Below are 24,255 nucleotides of genomic sequence, written 5' to 3'. Positions count from 1 at the left end.
AAAGGTTTAATGATTTGCAGTTCTTCCTAATACATATAGAATGAGGTGGTATGAAATGTTATTTACCAAAATTCTACTGGCTTATGATGGTTCCGATGCTTCAAATAAAGCCCTCGACCGGGCGGTAGAACTTGCGAAGGTGACACCTGGGGCTACATTGGATATCGTTCATGCATTTGAATTCCCACGCTTTTTTGTTGGTGAAGGTATTGCTCCTATTCCGGCATCGGTTAATAAAGAAATTTATGACCTGGCTGAGCAAACGACAGAAGAGCTTAAAAGACGGATGAAAGTTGTGGAGGTTAAGGGTAGGGTTGAGATGATTCAGGGTCCTCCTGCTGAAGTCATTCTGGAATATGCCAAACAAAATGAAATCGATTTAATTGTAATCGGCAGCCGTGGATTAGGCGGTATCCGGGAGTTCGTTCTTGGAAGCGTCAGCCATAATGTTGTACAGCATGCCAAGATTCCTGTCCTTGTCGTTAAATAATGATATTTTCAACCTAAGAGATGCTGATGGCATCTCTTTTTTTGTTATATAGATTCATATCGAAAAGCGAACGAATTATTTTTAATAATCATCTAATGTTCGTGTTTAGGTTGACATTTGATGTCAGGGATTGATAAACTGGACTTGTTAAGGTTCAATTTATCCAATGAATTGTAAATCAAGTAAATTAAATATGACTCGTATAAAGCCGGGGATATGGCCCGGAAGTTTCTACCCGAAGACCTTAAATTTTCGGACTACGAGGGGACGCAGCAGTGCTGGCGGGAACAGAAATGGATGGGACTTGGATGGTTGTTCATTTGTTTTTGGGTTAGCGAATGCGTAAAGTTTCGTTCGTCTCCGTGTGTGAGCATATCGCGGCGAAAGGAATGCTTGTCCCCTTAAGTCCGGTATTCCGCACATGAATGTGGAATTCGGGCTTTTTTTAGGACTATATTAGAATAGTTAAGAAAGCAGGTGGAATCATGTCGGTGCAGGTAGCAGTCATTATGGGAAGTAAATCCGATTGGGATACCATGTCCCATGCATGTCAGGTGCTGGACGAACTGGAGATTGCTTACGAGAAAAAGATAGTGTCAGCGCATCGAACGCCGGATTTGATGTTCAAGTTCGCTGAAGAAGCCGAAGGACGCGGCATCCGCGTCATTATTGCCGGGGCTGGAGGTGCTGCGCATCTTCCGGGTATGGTAGCTGCCAAAACCGTGCTGCCTGTTATCGGCGTGCCTGTTAAATCTAAAGAACTTAAGGGACTTGATTCTCTGCTCTCCATCGTACAAATGCCGGGCGGCGTTCCGGTTGCAACCGTGGCGATTGGCAAGGCTGGTGCCACCAATGCGGGGCTGCTTGCGGCTCAGATTCTGGGCGCAGCAGATGCGGATATTCGCGCGAAGGTGCAAAAACGGCGTGATCGAACACGTGATGAGGTGCTGAAAGGCAGTGACGATTTATGACGAAGCCAGGGGTTCAGCAAAACGGTCAAGTCGGCGAACGGCTGGCTCCCGGAGCGGTCATCGGTGTGCTTGGAGGCGGCCAGCTCGGACGAATGATGGCGCTGGATGGAACACGGATGGGTTACAAGTTCGTTACGCTCGATCCGCAGCCGGATTGCCCGCTGGGACAAATATCGGAGCAGATTACTGCAGCTTATGATAACGCTGAGGCGGCGGGGCAGCTTGCTGCCAAAGCCGATGTGATTACGTATGAATTCGAAAATGTGGATGCTGGTGTCGCTGCATTGTTGGAAGAACGGTCTTATGTACCACAAGGAAGCAAGCTGCTCTACACAACGCAGCATCGCCTTCGTGAGAAAGCGGCAATCGAAGCGGCAGGAGCTCCGGTAGCTCCGTACCGTGAGATTACAAGCCTGGAAAGCTTACAGCAGGCGGCTGTCGAACTGGGATTGCCATGTGTGCTCAAAACCGCGACGGGTGGTTATGATGGAAAAGGGCAGGTTGTTCTCCGGGAGGAGGAGCAGCTGGAGGAAGCATATACAAGGCTTGCTTCGACCGGTGCCGAGCTGGTGCTGGAAAAGTTCATTCCATTTACGAGCGAAATATCGGTGATTGCGGCACGTACGCCTGACGGTGAAGTGAAGAGCTTTCCTCCTGCCGAGAACATTCACGTCAATAACATTCTGCATTTATCGATTGTACCTGCAAGGATACCGAGTGAAATACAGCGCAGAGCATGCCAGCTCGCCGAGCAGGTCACAGAAGGGTTGAATGCAGCAGGGTTGCTGGCGGTGGAGATGTTCGTGGCTGAGGATGGTTCGCTATATGTGAACGAGGTTGCACCAAGGCCCCACAATTCAGGACATTACACGATGGAAGCATGCGCGACATCACAATTTGAACAGCATATCAGAGCGATATGCAATCTTCCGCTGGGAGATACGACACTGCTAAGCCCTGTGGTGATGGTGAACGTGTTAGGACAGCATTTGGATGAAGCGATCAGCAGATCCATCCGGAAAGATAAAGCTGCGATATCGCTTGGTGTTATCCCGAAGCTTCATTTGTACGGCAAGGCGGACAGCAAGCATAACCGCAAAATGGGCCATATTAACCTGCTCTGCGGAGATGTAGAGGATGCCCTTGAATGGGTAAAGCAAACTAATATTTGGAGGCATTAGATTATGATTGAACGTTACAGCAGACCGGAGATGCGAGCGATCTGGACTGAGGAGAATAAATTCAGAGCATGGCTGGAAGTGGAACTGTGCGCCTGTGAAGCCTGGGCTGAGCTAGGCGTTATCCCGAAGGAAGACACAGTCGAGCTTCGCAAGAATGCGTCCTTTGATATGGAACGAATCTATGAAATCGAGCAGGAGACTCGCCATGATGTCATTGCGTTTACCCGTGCGGTATCCGAAAGCCTTGGTCCGGAACGTAAATGGGTTCATTACGGATTAACCTCCACGGACGTGGTCGATACGGCTAACGGTTATCTTTTGAAGCAGGCGAATGAGATTCTGGAGCAGGACATTCTTCGGTTTATCGGCATTCTGAGAGAGAAGGCTATTGCTTATAAACATACACCGATGATGGGACGTACGCATGGGGTACATGCTGAGCCAACGACCTTCGGATTGAAAATGGCGCTGTGGCACGAGGAAATGATTCGTAATCTGGAGCGTTTCCGTCATGCGGCGGATGGAGTTCAGTACGGCAAAATTTCCGGTGCTGTAGGCACGTATGCCAACATTGACCCGTCCGTAGAGCAGTTTGTCTGCGCTAAGCTCGGTACAAAAGCTGCTCCAATCTCGACCCAGACACTTCAGCGTGACCGTCATGCTGAATATATGGCTACCTTGGCGCTTATTGCGACTTCCCTTGATAAGTTCGCTACAGAAGTACGTGCGCTGCAGAAGAGTGAAGTGCGTGAGGTGGAAGAAGCTTTTGCAAAAGGTCAAAAGGGTTCATCAGCCATGCCTCATAAGCGTAATCCGATCGGCTCCGAGAACATCTCCGGTCTGGCGCGCGTCATTCGCGGTCATATGGTTTCGGCTTATGAGAACGTGCCGCTCTGGCATGAACGCGATATTTCCCACTCCTCTGTTGAACGGGTCATTCTTCCGGATGCGACGATGCTCCTGAACTATATGCTCAATCGTTTCGGCAATATTGTGAAGAACCTGACCGTATTCCCTGAGAATATGAAGCGCAACATGGCACGTACCTTCGGTGTTCCATTCTCCGGCCGTGTGATGACGAAGCTGATCGACAAGGGCTTCAGCCGCGAGCAGGCGTACGATACGGTACAGCCAAGAGCGATGCAGGCTTGGGAGGAGCAGCGTCAGTTCAAGGAGATCGTTGAGGCAACACCCGAAATTACGGAAGTGCTGAGCAGTGAAGAGATTGAAGATGCATTTAATCCAAGCTGGCATCTGAAGCATGTGGATACGATCTTTGAAAAGCTGGGCTTGAACGAGTAACACGGCAGTTGTTTCGTTAACTGCCAAGATAACGGCCGCTTTCCGGGCGGCCCCCGCTTATAAGGGAGTGAGATGACATGGCATTACCTGCGCTTTCTACGGCTGTTGAGTACGTTGAGGCACCTTTACTCTACAAGGGTAAGGTCCGGGAGCTGTACGATCTGGGGGAACATATGCTGATTGTGGTGACCGACCGGATCTCTGCCTTCGATTATGTGCTTGACCCGCCGGTTCCTTCTAAAGGAACGGTACTGAACAAGCTGAGTGCTTACTGGTTCGGTCTGACTGAACACCTGATCGAGAATCATGTTGTTCATACCGATGTAGAGAAGCTTGGTTCGGTTGTTAAGGACAAGGAGCTGCTGGATGGCCGGATTATGGTGGTCCGCAAGGCCGAGCGTATTGATATAGAGTGTGTCGTGCGTGGATATATTACCGGCGGCGGCTGGCGTCAATACCAGACCACGGGTGAAGTGAACGGCATTTCCCTTCCGAAGGGCATGCGTAAGAATGAAGCTTTCTCTGAGCCGATCTTTACACCGGCAGCGAAGAATGATGTCGGTCATGATGAAGATATCTCAATGGATCAGATGAAGGAGATCGTTGGAGCAGAACTGGCGCTGGAGCTTAAGGAGAAGAGCTTGATGCTGTACCGGTTCGCGCGTGATTATTGCGCGGAGCGTGGAATTATTTTGGCGGATTGCAAATTCGAATTTGGTCTGATCGATGGAAAAGTCATTTTGATTGATGAGATTTTCACTCCGGATTCATCCCGTTTCTGGGACAAGGCGAATTACGCATTGGACATTGAGATCGACAGCATGGATAAGGAGCCTGTGCGTACATACTTGGCGTCATCGGACTGGGATAAGAACAGTAAGCCTGAGCCGCTGCCTGAGTCTGTTGTTGAAGAGACAACGAAGCGATATACCGATATTTATAACCGGATTACAACCACATAATTGAACCAAGAAGGTCATAACAAGCAATGATTCATATACGATACCGAGGAGGAACAGGGAACGATGTTGAAAGCAAAGGTCTATGTCACCATCAAGCAAAGTGTATTGGATCCACAAGGGGTAGCTGTTCAAGGGGCTCTTCATTCTATAGGGTTCAAGGAAGTTGAAAGCCTACGAATCGGAAAGTATATGGAACTGGAATTAGACACAGATAACCGCGGGGAAGCGGAAGAGCGCCTGCAGCAAATGTGTGAAAAGCTTTTGGCCAATACGGTAGTTGAAGATTACCGTTATGAACTGGAGGGCTGAACATGAGATTTGCAGTACTCGTATTCCCTGGCTCTAACTGTGATATTGATTGTTACAAAGCGGTGGAGCAGACTCTTGGAGAACCGGTGGATTATGTCTGGCATACCGAAACCGATCTGTCGCTCTATGATTGTATTCTGGTGCCTGGAGGCTTCTCATACGGGGACTACCTTCGGTGCGGTGCGATTTCCCGGTTCGCCCCGGTCATGAATGAAGTGGCCAAAGCGGCGGAGGAAGGAAAGTTTATTCTCGGCATTTGTAACGGATTTCAGATTCTGACGGAAGCAGGCCTGCTGCCAGGTGCGCTGCGCCGTAATGAATCAATGAAATTCCGCTGTCATGACAGCGTGCTTCAGGTTGTTAATCATAAGACACCATTTACACGAGGCTATTCGGAAGGGCAAGAGATCGTCATTCCGATTGCACATGGTGAAGGTAACTATTACTGTGATGAAGCTACACTGCAGCAGCTCCGGGACAACCGGCAAATCGTATTTACGTATAAGGATAATCCGAACGGATCGGTCGCAGACATTGCAGGAATCTGCAATGAGCGCGGGAATGTGCTTGGTATGATGCCCCACCCGGAACGGGCTGTGAGCAGTCTGCTGGGTTCGGAAGACGGAAAGGCAATGTTTACATCCATCATTCAGACATGGAGGGATCGTCATGGCGCAGCAATTGTCCGCTAAGGAACCAACAGCAGAGCAGGTTGCAGAGTACCGGTTATATGAGCAAATGGGTGTATCGGACAGCGAGTATGATCTGATCTGCTCGTTCATGGGACGTAAACCGAACTATACGGAAATCGGCGTATTCAGTGTGATGTGGTCCGAGCATTGTGCATACAAAAACTCAAAGCCGCTTCTCCGCAAGTTTCCAACCAGTGGTCCCCGCGTTTTGATGGGTCCAGGCGAGGGAGCAGGTATTGTAGATATCGGTGATAATCAGGCGGTTGTTTTTAAAATCGAAAGTCATAACCATCCATCGGCGGTAGAGCCGTACCAAGGTGCGGCGACAGGTGTGGGCGGCATTATCCGGGATATTTTCTCGATGGGCGCAAGACCTGTAGCTCTTCTGAACTCGCTTCGTTTCGGCAAGCTGGAGAGTGACCGGGTTAAATATTTGTTCGAGCATGTCGTTTCCGGTATTGCCGGTTATGGCAACTGCATCGGTATTCCTACTGTTGGCGGCGAGGTGGTCTTCGACGAGAGCTACGAAGGCAACCCGCTTGTAAACGCGATGTGTGTAGGTATTATCGATCATGACAAGATCCAGCGCGGCGTGGCAAAAGGTGTAGGCAACCCGGTGTACTATGTTGGTCCTCCAACAGGACGTGACGGGATTCACGGTGCAACCTTTGCTTCCGTTGAGCTGACCGAAGAGTCTGAATCGAAGCGTACAGCGGTTCAGGTTGGCGATCCGTTCATGGAGAAGCTGGTTATGGAATCCTGTCTTGAGCTGATCAACTCCGGCATCGTGCTTGGCATTCAGGATATGGGCGCTGCGGGTCTTACATGTTCGAGCGCGGAGATGGCAAGTAAAGCAGGCAATGGTCTGGAGCTGTATCTGGATCAGGTTCCGCAGCGTGAAGAGGGCATGACGCCTTATGAAATGATGCTGTCCGAATCTCAGGAGCGTATGCTGTTCGTGGTAGAGCCGAAGGATGAGGCGCAGGCACTTGAAATCTTTGAACGCTGGGGCGTTATCTGTGCGAAGGTCGGCAAGGTAACGGACGACGGAAGATTGAAGCTGATCCATCACGGAGAAGTGGTTGGTGATATGCCGGTTAAAGCGCTGGTGGATGAGTGCCCGGTATATAACAAGCCTTCAGCTGTTCCTGCTTATTATGAAGCTCAGGCTGAGGTGGATACGCTTCGTTATGAAGAAGTGAAGGATCTTGGCGGTGCGCTCAAGCAAATTTTGAGTTCCCCAAGCCTTGCGAGCAAAGCCTGGGTGTATAACCAATATGACTATATGGTTCGTACCAGCACGGCGGTTCGTCCGGGTTCCGATGCGGCAGTAGTAACGGTAGACGGAACACGCAAGGGACTTGCGATGACAACCGACTGTAACGGTCGTTATGTATATCTTGATCCGGAGCTCGGCGGCAAAATCGCAGTGAGTGAAGCTGCCCGTAATATTGTCTGCTCCGGTGCGGAGCCACTGGCTATTACGGATAACCTGAATTTCGGCAGTCCGGAGAAACCGGAAATCTTCTGGCAGATGGAACGCGCAGTGGACGGAATGGCGGAAGCTTGTCACTTGCTGAACACGCCGGTTATTGGCGGAAATGTCAGTCTGTACAATGAAAATGCCAAGGGTGCAATTTACCCGACACCTGTTGTTGGTATGGTCGGCCTGATTCATGATACGGATCATATTACGACACAAGGGTTTAAAACAGAAGGCGATGTGATTTATCTGCTCGGTGAGACTTTTGCAGAGCTTGGCGGTAGTGAATTCCAGGCTGCCCTGCATGGCGTTTCCGAGGGCAGACCGCCTAAATTGAAATTGGATGTGGAGAAAAAACTGCTGGATGGCGTTCTTACCTCCATTCAGTCCGGTTTTGTTAAATCAGCCCATGATGTATCTGAAGGCGGCCTTGCTGCAGCCTTGGCTGAGAGCTGCATTAGCGGCGGTATTGGTGCGGAGATCAACCTGAGTACAGAGCTTAGAAATGACATTGCACTCTTCAGTGAGAGCCAGTCCCGTATTATTCTATCCGTATCTCCCGGCAAGCAGTCCAATCTGGAACAGCTCCTGAAAGAATCGAATGTTCCGTTCGCTGCAATTGGCTGCGTTGGCGGAGATCAATTAAGCATCAACATTAACGGTACTTCCGCTGTGAAAGAACCGGTGGAGGCTTTGAAATCCGTCTGGGAGGATGCCATTCCATGCCGAATGAATTAATACCGGAAGGATTATGGACTGGTGATTACTATAACGAAGGAACAGGGCAGAGCGATATTTTTGATACGCTCAAGGAGGAATGCGGTGTGTTCGGGGTGTTTGGACACCCTGATGCCGCTTCACTGTCCTACTACGGGCTGCATGCACTTCAGCATCGGGGTGAAGAAAGCGCAGGGATCTGTGTGGCGGATGGACGAAAGTTCAATTACCACCGCGGCATGGGCCTCGTGAAGGAAGTATTCGACAAGGATGTTCTGGAATCATTGACAGGTGATATGTCGATTGGGCATGTTCGTTACTCCACGAGCGGTGACAGTCATCTGTCCAATGCGCAGCCGCTTATTTTTAAATACCGCGAAGGCAATCTGGCAATTGCCACGAACGGAAACATCGTGAATGAACCGCAGCTGCGCCATGAGCTGGAGAATGCGGGCTCTATCTTTCAGACGAGCAGCGATACGGAAGTGATCGCGCATTTGATCGCCCGTTCGCCGAAGGATTTTGTCGAGGCGGCCAAGGATGCACTGCAGCGACTTGTCGGCGGCTTTGCCTTCCTGATCATGACCAATGACAGGCTGTTGGTGGCTTCTGATCCGAACGGACTGCGTCCTATAACAATGGGCAGGTTAGGCGATTCTTATGTATTCGCCTCTGAGACCTGTGCGATGGAGGTTATTGGAGCTGAAGCCGTGCGTGATATTGCACCGGGTGAGCTGCTCGTGCTGGACCGGAACGGACTGCATGAGGACCGTTATACAGAGTCTGCCCCAAAAGCGTTGTGTGCGATGGAATATATTTATTTCTCCCGCCCGGACAGCGACCTGAATGGGTCGAACCTGCACTCGGCACGTAAGCGTATGGGGAGCCGGATGGCTCTTGAATCGTTCGTTGATGCCGATGTCGTGACAGGTGTTCCGGACTCCAGCATTTCAGCTGCGATTGGATATGCAGAGCAGACCGGCATTCCTTATGAGCTTGGACTCATTAAGAATAAATACACGGGCCGGACATTTATTCAGCCGAGCCAGGAGCTGCGTGAACAAGGCGTTAAGATGAAGCTCAGCGCGGTTCGTCGGGTTGTAGAAGGCAAGCGCGTTGTGATGATTGATGATTCCATCGTCCGTGGAACGACGTCCCGCCGGATCGTGAATCTGCTGCGGGAAGCGGGAGCCTCCGAGGTACATGTTCGAATCACGTCTCCGCCGTTCAAAAATCCATGCTTCTACGGTATCGATACACCGAATCGTAAGGAGCTTATCGCTTCCGAGAAAAGTGTGGAGGAGATTTGCAGGGAGATTAATGCGGACTCACTGTCATTCCTCAGTACCGAGGGCTTGATTGCGGCCATCGGCGGCTATGATGAGAAAAGCCCGAAGGGTGGATTATGTCTGGCCTGCTTCGACAATGATTACCCGACACAGATTGATTTTCAAGGCGAGGAAAAAATGGGATGCAGCTGCTAGCTGTATGATTCCGGGGCTGCCAAGGATGTGAAATGGCCGTCTCGGGATGCTCTTTCTTTTACCTGCTGAGTTATTAAGGATATTGAATAGTTTCAGGCATGTTGCATTATATTCAGCTCAATTGAATCTTTAGTAAAAAAGGAGTGTTAAGTGCGTGTCTAATACTTATAAAAATGCCGGTGTTGATATTGCCGCAGGCAATGAAGCTGTTGAACGGATGAAGAAGCACGTCAAAACAACATTCAGACCCGAGGTCATGACGGATCTGGGTGGTTTCGGAGCCCTTTTTCAACTGAATAAAGATAAGTATGAAGAGCCGGTTCTCGTCTCGGGTACCGACGGCGTAGGCACAAAGCTGAAGCTCGCATTTGCGATGGATCGTCATGATACCATCGGAATTGATGCAGTGGCCATGTGCGTGAACGACGTTGTTGTACAGGGGGCAGAACCGCTCTTTTTTCTTGACTATTTAGCATGTGATAAAGTCATTCCTGCCAAGATCGAATCCATTGTCAAAGGCATCGCGGATGGCTGTAATCAGGCAGGCTGTGCCCTGATCGGCGGCGAAACGGCAGAGATGCCGGGCATGTACGCTGAGGGAGAATACGACATTGCCGGCTTCACTGTCGGAATTGTCGACAAGAGCAGGATGATCAACGGCTCCACGATTGCTCCCGGTGATGTGGTACTTGGACTTGCATCAAGCGGTGTCCATAGCAATGGCTTCTCACTCGTCCGCAAGCTGCTTCTGGAGCAATCCGGATATACACTGGATCAAGAATTGCCTGAGCTTGGAGCTCGTCTTGGCGATGTGCTGCTTGAGCCAACGAAGATTTATGTGAAGCCGCTGCTTGCACTTCTTGAGAAGATTCAGGTGAAGGGGATGGCTCATATAACAGGCGGCGGATTTATTGAGAATATTCCGCGTATGCTGCCGGATCATGTGGAGGTCGACATTGAGTACGGCTCATGGCCGATTCTGCCGATCTTTAAGCTCATGCAGGATCAAGGCGGCATCTCCAATAAAGATATGTTTACGACATTTAATATGGGAATCGGCATGGTTGTTGTCGTTGCCGGACAGGATGCGGAGCAGGCACTGCAGCTCTTGCGCTCCGAGGGTGAAGAGCCTTATGTTATAGGAAGTGTTAAGAACGGTGAACGAACAGTTACCTTTACGGGAGCGGATGTGTAATGACTTCTTACCGGATTGCGGTATTCGCTTCTGGCAGGGGAAGCAATTTTCAAGCGCTTGTTGATGCGATGGTCAGCGGCTGGCTAGGAGGAGAGATCAGTCTTCTAGTGTGCGACAAGCCGCAGGCGGCCGTTGTGGAGCGTGCCCGTAAGGCGGGAATTGATTGCTTTTTGTTTCAGCCGAAGGATTATGCTTCAAGAGAAGATTACGAGCGGGAGATTGCTGTAGAGCTCAGTAAACGCGGCGTGGATCTGATCGTTCTGGCGGGCTATATGCGTCTGTTGACCTCTGTTCTGGTGGAGCCTTACAGCGGTCGCATGATTAACATTCATCCATCTCTGCTGCCTTCCTTCCCAGGCAAGAACGCCATCGGGCAAGCACTCGATTATGGAGTTAAGCTGACGGGGATTAGCGTTCATTTTGTCGATGGGGGGATGGATACCGGCCCCGTTATTGCTCAGCGTGCCGTCGAAATTGTGGAAGGGGATGACGAAGCATCCCTTTCCGGGCGAATTCATGCGGTAGAGCAGCAGCTGTATCCGGAAGTTGTATCCTGGTTTACAGCAGGACGGGTTAATCTGAATGGGCGTATTGTGACGATTGCTGAACCGGCTGCGCGGTAATAGCAGTTCACAAACAGCGGTTGCTCGACAAGTTCGATATTTCTCGGGAAATACTTTGGGAATGTTCTCTTATCGACAGCATATACGGAACATTTTAGCTGAGCATTCTTATACATCCAAAAAGCGACTCTCACTTCATGGTTTGCCCGGAATGCAGGAATGCCCGGAATGCCCGGAATGCCGGGGACTATTGCTAGGAACGAATTTATCCTTCAATATATTGTTCAACAGAGCGTCTGAAATCGAATGATGCAAAATGCTGAGTCTAAAATAGGAACTTTTCAATACATGGGGAGGAATGAATGTGAGCATCAAAAGAGCACTTGTTAGTGTTTCAGATAAGACGGGAATCGTGGAGTTTTGCCGGGAACTGGCTTCCCTTGGCGTAGAAATTATCTCAACAGGGGGTACTAAAAGCCTTCTTGCCAAAGAAGGCGTACCGGTAATCGGGATTTCGGATGTAACAGGCTTCCCTGAAATTTTGGACGGACGTGTAAAAACACTGCACCCCGCAGTACATAGTGGTCTGTTGGCGGTTCGCGACAGCAGCGAGCATCAGCGCCAGATGCAGGAATTGGGACTGGATTATATCGATTTGGTCGTGGTGAATCTGTATCCCTTTCAGGAAACGATTTCCAAACCAGATGTCGAATATGAAGATGCAATCGAGAATATCGACATCGGTGGACCGACAATGCTCCGATCAGCTGCGAAAAACCACGCTTTTGTTAGTGTTGTGGTGGATGCAGGGGACTACAGTACGGTTTTGGAAGAGATTCGTGCGAATGGCGACACGACGCTTGAAACACGCAAGCGCCTTGCGGCGAAGGTATTCCGTCATACCGGTGCGTACGACACATTGATCTCTGAGTATTTGTCGAACGTGACTGGCGATCCGTTGCCAGAGCGATTCAGTGTAACGTATGAGAAGATTCAGGATCTTCGTTATGGCGAGAACCCGCATCAGAAGGCCGCATTCTACAAGAAGCCGCTGGCACCTGCAGGCACATTGACGACAGCAGAGCAGCTTCACGGGAAAGAATTGTCATATAACAACATTAATGATGCGAATGCTGCGCTGCAGATTGTGAAGGAATTTGATGAGCCGGCTGTTGTAGCCGTTAAGCATATGAATCCTTGCGGTGTTGGCGTTGGCGAAAATGTATTGGAAGCATTCAAAAAAGCTTATGAAGCGGATACCACCTCAATCTTCGGAGGCATTGTTGCAGCTAACCGCATGATTGATGGACCGACAGCCGAGCTGCTGAAGGATATTTTCCTGGAAATTATTTTGGCACCGGATTTCACACCCGAGGCGCTTGAGCTGTTGACGAAGAAGAAAAATATCCGCCTGCTCAAAATGGGTGAATTCGGTTCAGCGAAGGAACGGAAGAGCGTGCTGGCTGTAACATCGATTGAAGGCGGTATGATCGTTCAAGAGAGCGATGTTCACTCCCTCGATGTGAATGATCTGAAAGTCGTTACCGATCGCAAGCCGACCGAAGAGGAACTGAAACAGCTGCTGTTCGGCTGGAAAGTTGTAAAGCATGTGAAATCGAATGCGATTGTGCTGGCTGCGAATGACATGACGGTAGGTGTTGGTGCTGGTCAGATGAACCGTGTAGGTTCGGCACGTATTGCGATTGAACAGGCGGGTGACAAGGCAAAAGGCGCAGTACTCGCTTCGGACGCGTTCTTCCCGATGGGTGACACGCTTGAGCTCGCTGCACAAGCAGGAATTACCGCAGTCATTCAGCCAGGCGGCTCCGTGAAGGACGAAGAGTCGATCCGGGTGGCGAATGAAAACGGCATTGCCATGGTATTTACAGGCATCAGACATTTTAAACACTAGGACTATATAGGTGAACTAAAGAAGGTTTTACTACAACGGAGAAGGCGGAATCTTTCTGGAGAAGCGTAGCGGTCACCTTTGTCATTGGATTTAAACAATTAAGCAAATAATTATAATAAATCCGGGGACAACAGTGATTGGAAGAAAGATCCGCATTCGTAGTGGTGCAACAGCTGATAGATAAAGGAATCGGTGGGAGGGGAACCATGGATATTCTGGTAATCGGCAGCGGCGGACGCGAGCATGCGATTGTATGGGCGCTGTCCAAGAGTCCCAAGGCCGGGAAAATATACTGCGCACCCGGGAACGCGGGTATTGCGCAGATTGCGGAGATCGTACCGATCAACGTTAACGAGTTCGAGCAGCTAAAGGCATTTGCTCAGGAAAAAGCGGTTGGACTTGTCGTTGTCGGTCCGGATGATCCGCTTGCAGACGGTATTGTAGACGTGTTTGAAGCAGCGGGAATTCCGGTGTTCGGGCCGCGCAAAAATGCTGCTGAGATCGAGGGCAGCAAAACATTTATGAAGGATCTTTTACATAAATACAATATCCCGACCGCTGCCTATGAAAAGTTTGACGATTACGAGCAGGCACTGGCTTACTTACGGAGCAAGCAGGCGCCTATCGTTGTCAAAGCCGATGGACTTGCGGCCGGAAAGGGTGTTACGGTAGCCCGCACAATGGAAGAGGCTGAGCAGGCGCTTCGCGATATCATGCAGTCCAAGATATTCGGGGAAGCGGGAAGCCGTGTCGTCATTGAAGAGTTCCTTGAAGGACAGGAAATGTCGATTCTGGCGTTTGTCGACGGGGAGACGGTAAAGCCGATGTCGGCTGCACAGGATCATAAGCCGGCTTATGATGGTGACCTCGGTCCCAACACAGGCGGGATGGGCACTTATTCTCCGCTTCCTCATATTCCCGATGCGATCATCGAGGAAGCGATTGAAACGATTATTAAGCCTACGGCCAAGGCGATGGTATCCGAAGGCCGTCCATTCCGCGGGGTGCTGTTCGCTGGGCTGATGATTACGCCGGATGGCAAACCGAAGACCATCGAGTTTAATGCCCGTTTCGGGGATCCGGAGACACAGGTGGTGCTGCCGCGCTTGAAGACGGATCTGCTGGAAGTATTCCTGGCAGCCGTAAATGGAACGCTAGATGAGCTAACGCTGGAGTGGAGCGAAGAGGCAGCGGTGTGTGTGATTTTGGCTTCCGGAGGTTATCCGGCTTCCTATCCGAAAGGACTGGATATTTCCGGTCTCGATGCGGAGGATAACTCTTCAATCGTGTTCCATGCGGGAACAGCGCTGGACGGGGAAGGCAGAATGATTACGAACGGCGGACGCGTGCTCGGCGTTGTGGGGCTTGGTCCCGACATTGCTTCCGCCCGCGCGAAAGCTTATGAGCGTGCTGAAAAGATTACGTTTGAAGGGAAACACTTCCGTACAGATATTGCAGCGAAAGCGCTGATCTGAAGCGTCATTCTCAAACACATGAGCGGACTAGAGATCCGTTATTTACGATAAAACGGCTGAAGCTTGGCTTGTTTAAAGTGAATAACAGAATTTTAGTCCGCTTTGATCGTTTTAGCCGGTGATTTTGCCGGAGCATCTAAAGGGATCCAGTGAAATTTATAGAACTATATTCTAGTATCCTTTTTGTACAATGGAGGGCAGCAGAGGCATGAGATTGAAAAAAACACTTGCGATTACAGCAGCATTCACGATGATGCTATCCATTGCCGGATGTGGTGGAGAACAGGCAGTTCCAGAACAGAAACCACCTGTCTCGGGCAATCAGGAACCAGGGGCCAAGACACCTCCGCCTCCGCAGACCGACCTGCAGACGGGGGCCAAGACGCCGCCTCCACCTCAGACAGGCGAGCCAAACGGGGCTAAAACTGCACCGCCGCCCGAAACGAACGGACCTGAATTCTCGGTTGAAGCCGGGGCGAGGCTGGTTGTGTGGGAGATCAAGGGAGAGCAAGTCTTCTCCGACGAATTCATGAAACAGTTCACTAACACATATGGTGTAGAGATCACAAGGGAAGAGGTGGATTCTGCGGAGCAAGCGAAGCGATTGTCACAGGGCGAAGCATCTGCTGCGGACGTTGTGATGCTCCGAAGCTCGGAGCTTGGGAAAGCTGCAGAAGCCGGACTTGTGCTGCCGAACGATCTGTTCGAGGTCGAAGTGAGACGCATGAATGCGAATTATTCGATTCAAGGTGTATCTTATAAGGAAGTGCTGTATGGATATCCCTTAGCAGCAGAGACGTATGTATTATATTACAATAAAAGCTTGATCAGAGAGGCGCCAGAAACTTTTGAAGAAGTACTCGAGTTTAGCGGCAAATTTACAGATAAGCCGAACAATAAATACGGAATCCTGTGGGAAGCAGGGAATCTCTATTACAGTTATCCCTTCCTTGCGTCTGCTGGAGGATATATTTACGGCAAGAATGGTACCGACAGGAACGATATAGGACTGAATAACGCGGAAGCTAGAGAGAGTATGGAGATATTCACCCGTATGAAAAATGAAATCCCCGTAAAGACCAAGCAGCTGACGAAGAATTTCAGGCGAGATCTGTTTACATCGGGCAAGCTGGCTATGGACATCAGTGGGCCGGAAATGCTTGGCGATTATGAAAAAGCCTTGGGTGACCAGTTGGGTGCTGCGCCCATTCCCGTAATCGGTAAATATCCGGCAGTCTCCTTAGCGAATGTTAAGGCATGGTATGTGAATGCGGGCAGCAAGTATCCTAATGCGGCCCGAATGTTTGCTTATTATGCATCAACCAAGGATGCACAACTGGAGTACAGTAAACAGACAGGGGCGGTTCCGACAAATCTTGAGGCGCAGCAATCGGATCAGGTTAGGAATGACCCGTATATGTCAGCTTTCACGAAACAGCTGGATAACGCATCGCCTGTACCTACCCTGCCTGAAACGGATCATGTATGGGGACCTGTGAATGCTGCGCTGACCGATATATGGGATGATAACAAGGACACGAAGACGGCACTGGATCGTGCAGTGAAGAAGATTCAGGAGCTAAACGAACTGTAGGGGGATAAGCAATGTCTCTTAATCTGGATTCAATCGAAAATGGGGCGCGAGCACTCGGCCTTGAGCTGGAGAAGGTAAAGGCTGCCTGCCGTGCTGTTCATTCGGAGCTGGAGGCTGGAACGACACCGGGGGCCGTACTCGCTGTAGTTCATCGCGGACAGGAATGGATCTATCCGGTCGGCTATGCTGACCCGGCCCCTGAGCGCCAGATACCGGTGAATGAGGATACGCTGTATGATTGTGCTTCTCTGACCAAGGTTGTGGCAACCTTGCCGCTCATCCTTGGGTTGATTGATGAAGGCATACTAACACTAGGGACAACCATATCATCCATTGTGCCCGATTTCGGGGCAGCGGGAAAAGAAGAGGTGACCGTAGGTGAGCTGCTAACGCATACATCCGGCCTTCAGGCACATATGAATCTTCATTCCCATGGCTGGAGTAAGGAGCAAATGTGGGAGGCGGTACATCAGGCGACCCTTGTGAGAGAGCCTCGAACGGCTGTTGTATATAGTGATTTGGGGTATTTGATGCTTGGAAGAGTAATCGAACAGGTGCTAGGCATGTCTATTGGTGAAGCTGCCCGGATCCGGATATTTGAGCCGCTCGAAATGAAGCACACCTCATTCTCCCCGGCTTCAGATGCGGGGAACGGTTTCGCAGCGACAGAGTATGATGAAGTGTTTGGCCGGCACCTATACGGCATAGTTCATGACGAGAATGCACGTGCACTAGATGGAGGATGCGGACACGCAGGTCTGTTCGCCAGCAGTAGAGATCTTATGCGTTATGCGCAGATGTGGCTGAAGGGTGGTCATCCTGTTCTTTCCAAAGCTGCTGTAAACACGTCGATACGCAGCCACACTTCGGGGGTCTCAGATGCGAATAGAGGACTCGGATGGGTACTTAAGGGAGACCGGATGGATGCATCCGGTGATCTTATGAGTGAACAATGCTATGGGCATACGGGGTTCACGGGCACGAGCCTTTGGATTGATCCGGCATATAATCTGGCGGTTGTACTTCTGACGAATCGGGTGTACGGAGGACGGAGCGGAAGTGTGGCCTCTCTTCGTGTTCGTGTGCATAATGCGTTGACAGCTGCTGTGAAGGCATAAATTATGGCATAAATTTTGCTGCCAATATGGAACATTTTCTAAACAAAATCAATATTTTTGTGAAAATACCCAAAACTCAAGCTGACATATGATATATATTTTGATATAATGAAGGAGTTACGGGGGAACACGTACGGTTATTACAGATTAGATATATAGAAGAGAGAAGGCCTTCCAAGCGATTGGAGGGCCTTTTCCTATATGGTGAAGACCAGGAGGCAGGGGAGAAGAGGGTTGATTTTTAAGGTGGATATGTTAAGATGGATTAAATATCTTAATATTAAGATAAATCTTATACACAACATGATTACAAGTATAAAATGCGGGTTCTGAAAGGAGATATTCAATATGGAACATCGTCATATTTATAAACAAGGAACATCAGCGGATGCTCCAACATTACTGCTGCTGCATGGGACGGGCGGCAATGAGCATGATCTTGTACCGCTTGGAGAGATGATTTCTGAAGGCTCGAATCTATTGGGTGTTCGGGGGAATGTATCCGAGAACGGGATGCCGCGTTTTTTTAGAAGACTGGCTGAAGGGGTCTTTGATGAAGAGGATCTGATTAAACGGACTCAAGAGCTGAAGGAATTTATAGATACAGCTTCCGACAAATACGGCTTCGATCGGAATCGTGTAGTTGCCGTAGGGTATTCGAACGGGGCGAATATTGCAGCAAGCCTGCTCTTTCACTACAGCGACGCACTTCAAGGCGCCATTCTGCATCACCCGATGGTTCCGCTGCGGGACAAGAAGCTGCCGGATCTTTCCGGCGTACCTGTATTTATCGCAGCAGGCAAGCGGGATATGATGTGTCCTCCACAGGAATCTGAGGATTTGACTACCCTGTTAAAAGAAGCAGGTGCAGAGGTGCTGCTCCACTGGGAGCAGGGCGGACATCAGCTGAGCCGTACGGAAGTAGAGGCTGCCGCGAGCTGGTTCAAGCAGAAATTTGCTTAAGAGTGCTGATGGATTTCATGGCAAGGAGACTGTCCCATTAAGTAAATCTGCTTCACGATTAGACAGTGGGACTCAGTGTTGTTAATACCGAAAGTGTAGAAAAGAGGCTATCCCTCAATGGAATTGGGATAGCCTCTTTTTGCAATTTATAATATGAAAATTCCGCGTGCAGCATTGGTCATTTAGTAATCTGACTATCTATGACGACGATGTCTGCTGTGCTTACAGATAACGATTGCTTTCTCTCCTGGTTTAAGAACGATAACACGCACTCTTCTTCTCTCAGCCACAAGAACACCCCCTTAGAAGTGATGCTGTATTCTATTTATTTTGACTAATTTGTGTGTGGGTTCTTTCCACAATATATCTGAACCACCCAAGATTTTTTCGTGAAAAGTGATACAATAGGGATAAATACCAGTTCAAGGGAGACGGAAGGCTTCCGCCACCCGGGCGGCGAAGTGGAGTGACAATGATGGAGGAGACACAAATATTGAGAAAGACCGTTGGTATGGAAGATATCGTACGTGCTCACCACGTGCTGCGGGAAGTGATTGTTAGAACTCCCTTGCAGCGTGATGCGGTGCTGTCTGCCAAACATGGTTGCAATGTGTACTTGAAACGAGAAGATTTACAGGTTGTCCGGTCTTTTAAAATCCGGGGCGCCTATAATATGATCCGCAGTTTATCGAAAACAGAGCTGGCTGCGGGAATTGTATGTGCAAGTGCAGGGAATCATGCGCAGGGTGTGGCCTTTTCATGCAAAGTGCTGAATATCCATGGCAAAATTTATATGCCCAGCACAACGCCGAATCAGAAGGTAAAGCAGGTTAAGCGTTTTGGCGGAAGCAGCGTGGAAGTGATTCTTACGGGAGATACATTCGATGACGCGTACGAGCAAGCAATGAAGGCCTGTAACGAACAAGGCATGACGTTCATTCACCCGTTCGACGAAGCACGTATTATTGCGGGGAACGGTACGATTGGAATGGAAGTAATGGAGGAGATGGATGCTCCGGCGGATTATATGTTTGTTACGATTGGCGGCGGCGGTCTTGCTGCAGGTATTGCCACCTATGTCAAAACAGTCAGCCCTATGACTCAGATTATCGGGGTTGAGCCGTTTGGGGCAGCCTCCATGAGTGAAGCCAAGGAACGCGGAGAGGTTGTGACCCTGGAGCAAATCGACAAGTTTATTGACGGCGCAGCGGTCAAAAGAGTTGGTCAGCTCACCTATGAAATCTGTAATGAGCATTTAGATGATATTGTTCTGGTGCCGGAAGGCAAGGCTTGTTCGACGATTCTGGAGCTGTACAATGAGAACGCGATCGTAGTTGAGCCGGCAGGTGCCTTATCTGTTGCTGCGCTTGATTTATACGGGGACAAACTTCGGGGCAAGAATGTGGTCTGTGTTATCAGCGGGGGCAATAACGATATCGACCGCATGCAGGAGATCAAGGAGCGCTCCCTGATCTATGAAGGATTGAAGCATTACTTCATGATCAATTTTCCGCAGCGTGCCGGGGCTTTACGTGAATTCCTGGAGGAAGTACTTGGACCAAATGATGATATCGCACGGTTTGAATATACGAAGAAGCATAACAAGGAAAACGGTCCTGCACTGGTTGGGATCGAGCTTATGCACGCCGATGACTATAGTCCGCTGATTGAGCGAATGAACCGCAAAGGCTTGGATTATACAGAGCTGAACAAGAATATGAACCTGTTCAATCTTTTGATCTAACCTGGGAAGAATGGACTGAAGTCTGTTCGAAAGAGAATAGAAGAGCCTGGATTCCATGTGAGGATTCCAGGCTCTTCTATGTTCATGAGCGTTTAAATGATTTTAAGCTACCAGATTTTGTTCGGAACAGACGCTCTACGGTGTTTATCTACCTGTGCAGTGAGCTTATCTCCATTCTGCTTCAGCACGTCAGACCAAGCCTTCAGCTTTTGCCGTAAGCTGTTATTCGACAGGCCTTTTTTTGCCAAAAGCTTGTCGAAAGCGGTACGTGCATCAGGGTCCAGCTTCTTCGTATCATATGAGAATAACGGTGTATTTGGCATGCCGTAGAATAGATATGCCAGGCTGGCATCATACATGCTGGCTACACTCCTGGAACGATTCGAAACGGGAAAGGAACGGATAAAGGATTCCTGTACCAGCGCGCGCTCAATGACCTCAGACCAAGAAATAAGAAGGGCTGCATCCCCAACTGAAGGGTTGCTGGATTCTGTAGACATCATATCGATGTATCGCTGGATGTCTTTGTTCACGTATGGCTGATAGGGCTTGAATGAGTTGTAATCTACAATCGGATAGACCGATCCTTCGAGTGCACGGAGCTTATAACCGCTGTCCTTCAGATCAGCAAGAAGTGCTCGAAGCTGCGTATCCTTGGTTCGATTCAACACAGTGGTTATGGAGCTGCCTTGTTTGAAGGTGGTGCGCAGGGATAATTGGTACCGTTCCTTAAGCAGCTTATCTGTGTTGCCAGCTATTCCGGCATTTACGGCATTCTCCAGTTTCAGCACGATCCGTGTTGCCTGAGACTTCGTTAAATGATGAATATTCTTGGTGATGTAGGATTTGGCGTAGGCCAGACCGTCCTTTTTCTTCAGAAGAGTCTCAGCCTTGTTATATACCGCATTGGCAAATGCTGTGGACTTTGCCGCCTGATCTACAGCTGTTGTTTGGCTGTCTGCGGTACTTGGTGCAGCTGCCGCCCCTGTCTCCAAAGCCAGTGTCAGCGCAAGGGCCGCTGCAAGTAAGGGTAGCTTACGAATGCTCTTCATCCTCAAACCTCCCACCTCATAATTTCCTTTATTTTACCATATTAAGATTCATAAATTGTTATAGACCTTATGCAGGAGTAGGAATTTCAAGAATGGAACATTCTTACCTTCTGAAGAAAAAAGCTTTCATCCCAATAAGTCCGGCTATGAACAGCACCAGGCTTACCCACGGCGGGATGACAAGAACCGGAAGGGCCCGGCCAAGCCATACTCCGGCAGCAAGGATGACTACGGTGACAGCGATATAGATTCCCATGCTGCGGACATTGATTTTACGTCGGCTCTCTTCCGGTTGACCGGCTTCCCGGTTTATGAGATTCATAATTAACTTGACCAGTACATAAGAGCCGGCCGCAAGGAGTACAAGAGTCGATACTCGTACTTGAGATACTTTTTCGACATCGCCACCAGACCACTTCGTAATGAAACCGATAAGAGCCTCAGCGAAAAAGAACCAGGTTAGCGCGACCCACGGAATCATGAGATGAACCTGCAGCTGGCTCTGTAATTTTTGCTTCGGAAGAGTCTCTATAATCCCGGCACAATATTCTGCAGGATCGCTTCCGAATATATCTTCCGCCTGTTTGCCCTGCTGCTGGGCATCAAGTAATTGCCGGCCAAGCTTTAACAATGCCTCTTCTCCGCAGGCTTCATCCACAGCACTCGTGCGGATATAGATGACTATATCTTCATAATATTTCAGGTTGGCAGGCGTCATTTGATCCTGCAAACGGTTGTTTTCCCGAATCATCTGTTTGATTTTCATTGATGCGCTCCTCCGTGATTCATTTCGAAATATAGTGTTCACTATATCTCAGCGTACCCCAACGCTACCTAAAAGTGAAGTTTCGCCCAGACAGGAATAATCCACCGCCTGACTCTCAACAATATAATCAACCTTGAATTGAGAATGTGTATTAAGGGACAAGTAAACATGAAAGGGTGAACATTCGTATGTCACATCAGCGCAAAACGCATAATACTGCGGAATCACGCCAAGTCTCGAAAGAGAGCCAGGCAGACAGCGTGGTGAAGAAGGGAAATGTGACTTCCGATCCTCACGCTTTTACGGCAGCGGATGAGAAATTCGAAGCTTATGGAAATCCTTTAATGAAGTCCAAGGATAAGCAGAAGACGATTGCGGCGAACTTGTGGGGTGAGGTTGACGAAGAGGAGCAATGGACCAAGGGGCGTGTCGAGACACATTCGCTCTTCCTTCGCAGTTATGAATAAACGGGATATATAAGATTTAAGAGACTAATAACAGCCGAATAAATCCTTTCTTCTATATATTGACACCTTATATAAGACAATGCTAAGATACTTTTAATTAATTCATATTAAACTTATCGGAATTGTTTATTATTTGGATGGTCACATGGAGGGGAATGTATATGGAGCGGCAAATTGTTATTCGGCACCATGGGGAGGAACTGACGGCAAGTATTCATTACCCTCATTCAGAGGTGAAGCAGGAAGGAAGCTGCAATCGTGTTCCTCTTGTTGTCATCTGCCATGGCTTTGTAGGAAGCAGAATCGGCGTAGACCGTTTGTTCGTGAAGACCGCACGGGAGCTTGCGGCGGACGGATATATGGTTGTTCGCTTCGATTATATAGGCTGCGGTGAAAGTTCAGGTTCTTACGGAGCAGAAGGGCTTGAGTCGATGATTGCCCAGACCCGTTCCGTACTGGATTATGCACTTAACTGTATTGATGTTGATCCCTCCAGAGTAACATTAATCGGCCATAGCCTTGGAGGTGCGGTAGCACTTCAGACGGCTGTACGGGATCACCGGGTGAAGAACCTGGTATTATGGTCGGCGGTTGGTTATCCGTTTAATGATATTGTGACGATTACCGGCCGCAAGGTATATGATGAGTCGGTGAAGGCTGGAAGAGCAGATTATTTAGGGTATGAGTTCAGTCCGATGTTTTTCGAATCTTTGGCAGCAGGGCAGCCATTTCAGGAAGCTGCCAAATTTACGGGGAATGTGCTGGTCATCCACGGAACATCAGACGACATTATTCCTGTTGATTATGCTTTTCTGTTCCAAAAGGTGTTCTGGATGCGTCAGGAGGGACGGTGCGATAAAGAGATCATCTTCCAGGCAGATCATACGTATTCGTCAGGGCCGCACCGGGATCAGCTGCTCAAGCGGACACGGGATTGGCTGAAGGAGCTTGAAAGCGATCAGCAGGAATGGCAGCACTGGATGATATAGATCCCAGATAAAGTGTATTGAGTAAACGAAAGGCCTCCATTTCAACCGAGTCGGATGAAGTGGAGGCCTTCTTAATATGCGGTATTGCATCAGTATGGTCACTCTATAGGAAGCTCTGCAATTAAGCGGTTCTATGCTTGTTGAGTAATTTGCTGCCGCCCGTATGCTTCTTGTGTCCGTTCTTTTTGAACAAACCGCGAAGGTAAGGAAGCACATAGTAGTCAAGACCGATCTTGCCGGCATTAGCAGCTGCAACGATAATCAATACTTCAAGCAGCAGCAATTGTGCGTTGGTGCTTACGGTACCCGAGAAGAGGAAAGCTGCATTCATTACTAGTCCCATCAGTGCGGCAAAGGTAGTAAACGTTCCGAGAATAAGTCCGAGACCGACGAGGAATTCGCCAAGCGGTACGATAAAGTTGAATACATTCACGCCTGGAAGAGCGGCATGCTCCAGAAACGCTGCCCACCAGCCTTGTACGGCGGGATGATCACCTGTGGCATTTGCAATCGCCCCCTTAAGGTATCCCGAAGCATCAAATCCACCACCCGTGAGCTTACCCCATCCTGCTGTTAACCATTCATATCCGACATAGACCCGAATGACGGTTAAAAGCCACATTGCGATTTTATTCTCTCTCAGCCAAGTGTTAAACATATGGATCACTCCTAATAATGATTTTTTATTTTCAACAATTATCCTTGATGTGTAATTTCTTGTTGTGATGGAAGAATGATCATCTCTTTCATGTCTTTATTATATGTGAAAATAATCACAACACTTGTGATTTAAATCACAATTTTAAATAAATTTTTAATTTAATTT

Annotated in this window: 22 protein-coding genes and 1 riboswitch; of the genes, 19 read left to right on the top strand and 3 right to left on the bottom strand. The window is 49.1% G+C overall.

The features are described from left to right. The first annotated feature begins 55 nt into the window (after positions 1-55). From BN1234_RS05675 to ilvA, 17 genes are all read left to right on the top strand, one after another. Positions 56-490 (top strand): universal stress protein, encoded by a 435-nt coding sequence (locus BN1234_RS05675; protein WP_054955690.1) that lies wholly within the window; start codon positions 56-58, stop codon positions 488-490. Positions 491-668: 178 nt separating this feature from the next. Continuing rightward, positions 669-770, top strand: a riboswitch (purine riboswitch). A 205-nt stretch (positions 771-975) separates the two neighbouring features. After that, complete coding sequence (gene purE, locus BN1234_RS05670) at positions 976-1,461, top strand: 5-(carboxyamino)imidazole ribonucleotide mutase (protein WP_054955689.1); 486 nt, start codon at positions 976-978, stop codon at positions 1,459-1,461. After that, the gene (gene purK, locus BN1234_RS05665) at positions 1,458-2,642 is read left to right on the top strand and encodes a 5-(carboxyamino)imidazole ribonucleotide synthase (protein WP_054955688.1); all 1,185 of its coding nucleotides are present in this window, start codon (positions 1,458-1,460) and stop codon (positions 2,640-2,642) included. The genes purE and purK overlap by 4 nt, the downstream gene beginning before the upstream one ends. Positions 2,643-2,645: 3 nt before the next feature. After that, positions 2,646-3,944: an adenylosuccinate lyase gene (purB, locus tag BN1234_RS05660; RefSeq protein WP_054955687.1), complete on the top strand. Its 1,299-nt coding sequence runs from the start codon at positions 2,646-2,648 to the stop codon at positions 3,942-3,944. Positions 3,945-4,021: 77 nt separating this feature from the next. Beyond that, entirely contained in the window at positions 4,022-4,906 is an 885-nt protein-coding gene (locus BN1234_RS05655; protein ID WP_054955686.1) for a phosphoribosylaminoimidazolesuccinocarboxamide synthase, read from the top strand. 63 nt (positions 4,907-4,969) lie between these two features. Further along, complete coding sequence (gene purS, locus BN1234_RS05650; protein WP_054955685.1) at positions 4,970-5,215, top strand: phosphoribosylformylglycinamidine synthase subunit PurS; 246 nt, start codon at positions 4,970-4,972, stop codon at positions 5,213-5,215. A gap of 2 nt (positions 5,216-5,217) precedes the next feature. After that, on the top strand, positions 5,218-5,907 hold the full coding sequence (gene purQ / locus BN1234_RS05645; RefSeq protein WP_054955684.1) for a phosphoribosylformylglycinamidine synthase subunit PurQ: 690 nt from the start codon (positions 5,218-5,220) through the stop codon (positions 5,905-5,907). Next, entirely contained in the window at positions 5,885-8,128 is a 2,244-nt protein-coding gene (purL, locus tag BN1234_RS05640; RefSeq protein ID WP_054955683.1) for a phosphoribosylformylglycinamidine synthase subunit PurL, read from the top strand. The genes purQ and purL overlap by 23 nt, the downstream gene beginning before the upstream one ends. Next, positions 8,113-9,591 (top strand): amidophosphoribosyltransferase, encoded by a 1,479-nt coding sequence (gene purF, locus BN1234_RS05635; RefSeq protein WP_054955682.1) that lies wholly within the window; start codon positions 8,113-8,115, stop codon positions 9,589-9,591. The genes purL and purF overlap by 16 nt, the downstream gene beginning before the upstream one ends. A gap of 154 nt (positions 9,592-9,745) precedes the next feature. Then, complete coding sequence (gene purM / locus BN1234_RS05630; RefSeq protein WP_054955681.1) at positions 9,746-10,786, top strand: phosphoribosylformylglycinamidine cyclo-ligase; 1,041 nt, start codon at positions 9,746-9,748, stop codon at positions 10,784-10,786. Then, the gene (gene purN, locus BN1234_RS05625; protein WP_054955680.1) at positions 10,786-11,409 is read left to right on the top strand and encodes a phosphoribosylglycinamide formyltransferase; all 624 of its coding nucleotides are present in this window, start codon (positions 10,786-10,788) and stop codon (positions 11,407-11,409) included. Before purM ends, purN begins: the two co-directional genes overlap by 1 nt. 304 nt (positions 11,410-11,713) lie before the next feature. Further along, the gene (purH, locus tag BN1234_RS05620) at positions 11,714-13,261 is read left to right on the top strand and encodes a bifunctional phosphoribosylaminoimidazolecarboxamide formyltransferase/IMP cyclohydrolase (protein WP_054955679.1); all 1,548 of its coding nucleotides are present in this window, start codon (positions 11,714-11,716) and stop codon (positions 13,259-13,261) included. 206 nt (positions 13,262-13,467) lie between these two features. After that, complete coding sequence (gene purD / locus BN1234_RS05615; protein ID WP_054955678.1) at positions 13,468-14,736, top strand: phosphoribosylamine--glycine ligase; 1,269 nt, start codon at positions 13,468-13,470, stop codon at positions 14,734-14,736. A 208-nt stretch (positions 14,737-14,944) separates the two neighbouring features. After that, the gene (locus BN1234_RS05610) at positions 14,945-16,330 is read left to right on the top strand and encodes a sugar ABC transporter substrate-binding protein (protein WP_054955677.1); all 1,386 of its coding nucleotides are present in this window, start codon (positions 14,945-14,947) and stop codon (positions 16,328-16,330) included. A gap of 11 nt (positions 16,331-16,341) precedes the next feature. Next, the gene (locus BN1234_RS05605; protein ID WP_054955676.1) at positions 16,342-17,448 is read left to right on the top strand and encodes a serine hydrolase domain-containing protein; all 1,107 of its coding nucleotides are present in this window, start codon (positions 16,342-16,344) and stop codon (positions 17,446-17,448) included. A 348-nt stretch (positions 17,449-17,796) separates the two neighbouring features. Beyond that, the gene (locus tag BN1234_RS05600) at positions 17,797-18,411 is read left to right on the top strand and encodes an alpha/beta hydrolase (protein WP_054955675.1); all 615 of its coding nucleotides are present in this window, start codon (positions 17,797-17,799) and stop codon (positions 18,409-18,411) included. A gap of 475 nt (positions 18,412-18,886) precedes the next feature. Further along, the gene (ilvA, locus tag BN1234_RS05595) at positions 18,887-20,155 is read left to right on the top strand and encodes a threonine ammonia-lyase IlvA (RefSeq protein ID WP_054955674.1); all 1,269 of its coding nucleotides are present in this window, start codon (positions 18,887-18,889) and stop codon (positions 20,153-20,155) included. Between the two features lie 107 nt (positions 20,156-20,262). Here ilvA and BN1234_RS05590 read toward each other — a convergent pair whose 3' ends face one another. Both BN1234_RS05590 and BN1234_RS05585 read right to left on the bottom strand, forming a co-directional pair. Next, positions 20,263-21,207 (bottom strand): hypothetical protein, encoded by a 945-nt coding sequence (locus BN1234_RS05590; RefSeq protein WP_054955673.1) that lies wholly within the window; start codon positions 21,205-21,207, stop codon positions 20,263-20,265. A gap of 103 nt (positions 21,208-21,310) precedes the next feature. Further along, positions 21,311-21,973 (bottom strand): DUF1129 family protein, encoded by a 663-nt coding sequence (locus tag BN1234_RS05585; RefSeq protein WP_054955672.1) that lies wholly within the window; start codon positions 21,971-21,973, stop codon positions 21,311-21,313. 188 nt (positions 21,974-22,161) lie between these two features. Between BN1234_RS05585 and BN1234_RS05580 the strand changes: the two genes are divergently transcribed. Together BN1234_RS05580 and BN1234_RS05575 are read left to right on the top strand one after the other, a co-directional pair. After that, positions 22,162-22,440 carry a hypothetical protein gene (locus BN1234_RS05580; RefSeq protein WP_054955671.1) on the top strand — a complete coding sequence of 93 codons (279 nt, stop codon included), beginning with the start codon at positions 22,162-22,164 and terminating at the stop codon, positions 22,438-22,440. A gap of 161 nt (positions 22,441-22,601) precedes the next feature. Then, on the top strand, positions 22,602-23,429 hold the full coding sequence (locus BN1234_RS05575) for an alpha/beta hydrolase family protein (RefSeq protein WP_054955670.1): 828 nt from the start codon (positions 22,602-22,604) through the stop codon (positions 23,427-23,429). Between the two features lie 121 nt (positions 23,430-23,550). Here the strand turns inward: BN1234_RS05575 and BN1234_RS05570 are convergent, their stop codons facing one another. After that, positions 23,551-24,087, bottom strand: coding sequence for a DoxX family protein (locus BN1234_RS05570; RefSeq protein WP_054955669.1), 537 nt, complete (start codon positions 24,085-24,087; stop codon positions 23,551-23,553). Positions 24,088-24,255 lie beyond the last annotated feature (168 nt).

Source organism: Paenibacillus dakarensis (assembly GCF_001373415.1).
Taxonomy (GTDB): domain Bacteria; phylum Bacillota; class Bacilli; order Paenibacillales; family Paenibacillaceae; genus Paenibacillus_AQ; species Paenibacillus_AQ dakarensis.
Note: the sequence above shows the minus strand (reverse complement) of the source record. Positions and strands in the feature narration are given on the sequence as shown.

Bases quoted from the DNA above. Each gene is read 5' to 3' on its own strand.
- BN1234_RS05675 (WP_054955690.1), top strand. From the start codon at position 56: ATGTTATTTACCAAAATTCTACTGGCTTATGATGGTTCCGATGCTTCA.
- purE (WP_054955689.1), top strand. From the start codon at position 976: ATGTCGGTGCAGGTAGCAGTCATTATGGGAAGTAAATCCGATTGGGAT.
- purK (WP_054955688.1), top strand. From the start codon at position 1,458: ATGACGAAGCCAGGGGTTCAGCAAAACGGTCAAGTCGGCGAACGGCTG.
- purB (WP_054955687.1), top strand. From the start codon at position 2,646: ATGATTGAACGTTACAGCAGACCGGAGATGCGAGCGATCTGGACTGAG.
- BN1234_RS05655 (WP_054955686.1), top strand. From the start codon at position 4,022: ATGGCATTACCTGCGCTTTCTACGGCTGTTGAGTACGTTGAGGCACCT.
- purS (WP_054955685.1), top strand. From the start codon at position 4,970: ATGTTGAAAGCAAAGGTCTATGTCACCATCAAGCAAAGTGTATTGGAT.
- purQ (WP_054955684.1), top strand. From the start codon at position 5,218: ATGAGATTTGCAGTACTCGTATTCCCTGGCTCTAACTGTGATATTGAT.
- purL (WP_054955683.1), top strand. From the start codon at position 5,885: ATGGCGCAGCAATTGTCCGCTAAGGAACCAACAGCAGAGCAGGTTGCA.
- purF (WP_054955682.1), top strand. From the start codon at position 8,113: ATGCCGAATGAATTAATACCGGAAGGATTATGGACTGGTGATTACTAT.
- purN (WP_054955680.1), top strand. From the start codon at position 10,786: ATGACTTCTTACCGGATTGCGGTATTCGCTTCTGGCAGGGGAAGCAAT.
- purD (WP_054955678.1), top strand. From the start codon at position 13,468: ATGGATATTCTGGTAATCGGCAGCGGCGGACGCGAGCATGCGATTGTA.
- BN1234_RS05610 (WP_054955677.1), top strand. From the start codon at position 14,945: ATGAGATTGAAAAAAACACTTGCGATTACAGCAGCATTCACGATGATG.
- BN1234_RS05605 (WP_054955676.1), top strand. From the start codon at position 16,342: ATGTCTCTTAATCTGGATTCAATCGAAAATGGGGCGCGAGCACTCGGC.
- BN1234_RS05600 (WP_054955675.1), top strand. From the start codon at position 17,797: ATGGAACATCGTCATATTTATAAACAAGGAACATCAGCGGATGCTCCA.
- ilvA (WP_054955674.1), top strand. From the start codon at position 18,887: ATGGAGGAGACACAAATATTGAGAAAGACCGTTGGTATGGAAGATATC.
- BN1234_RS05590 (WP_054955673.1), bottom strand. From the start codon at position 21,207: ATGAAGAGCATTCGTAAGCTACCCTTACTTGCAGCGGCCCTTGCGCTG.
- BN1234_RS05585 (WP_054955672.1), bottom strand. From the start codon at position 21,973: ATGAAAATCAAACAGATGATTCGGGAAAACAACCGTTTGCAGGATCAA.
- BN1234_RS05580 (WP_054955671.1), top strand. From the start codon at position 22,162: ATGTCACATCAGCGCAAAACGCATAATACTGCGGAATCACGCCAAGTC.
- BN1234_RS05575 (WP_054955670.1), top strand. From the start codon at position 22,602: ATGGAGCGGCAAATTGTTATTCGGCACCATGGGGAGGAACTGACGGCA.
- BN1234_RS05570 (WP_054955669.1), bottom strand. From the start codon at position 24,087: ATGTTTAACACTTGGCTGAGAGAGAATAAAATCGCAATGTGGCTTTTA.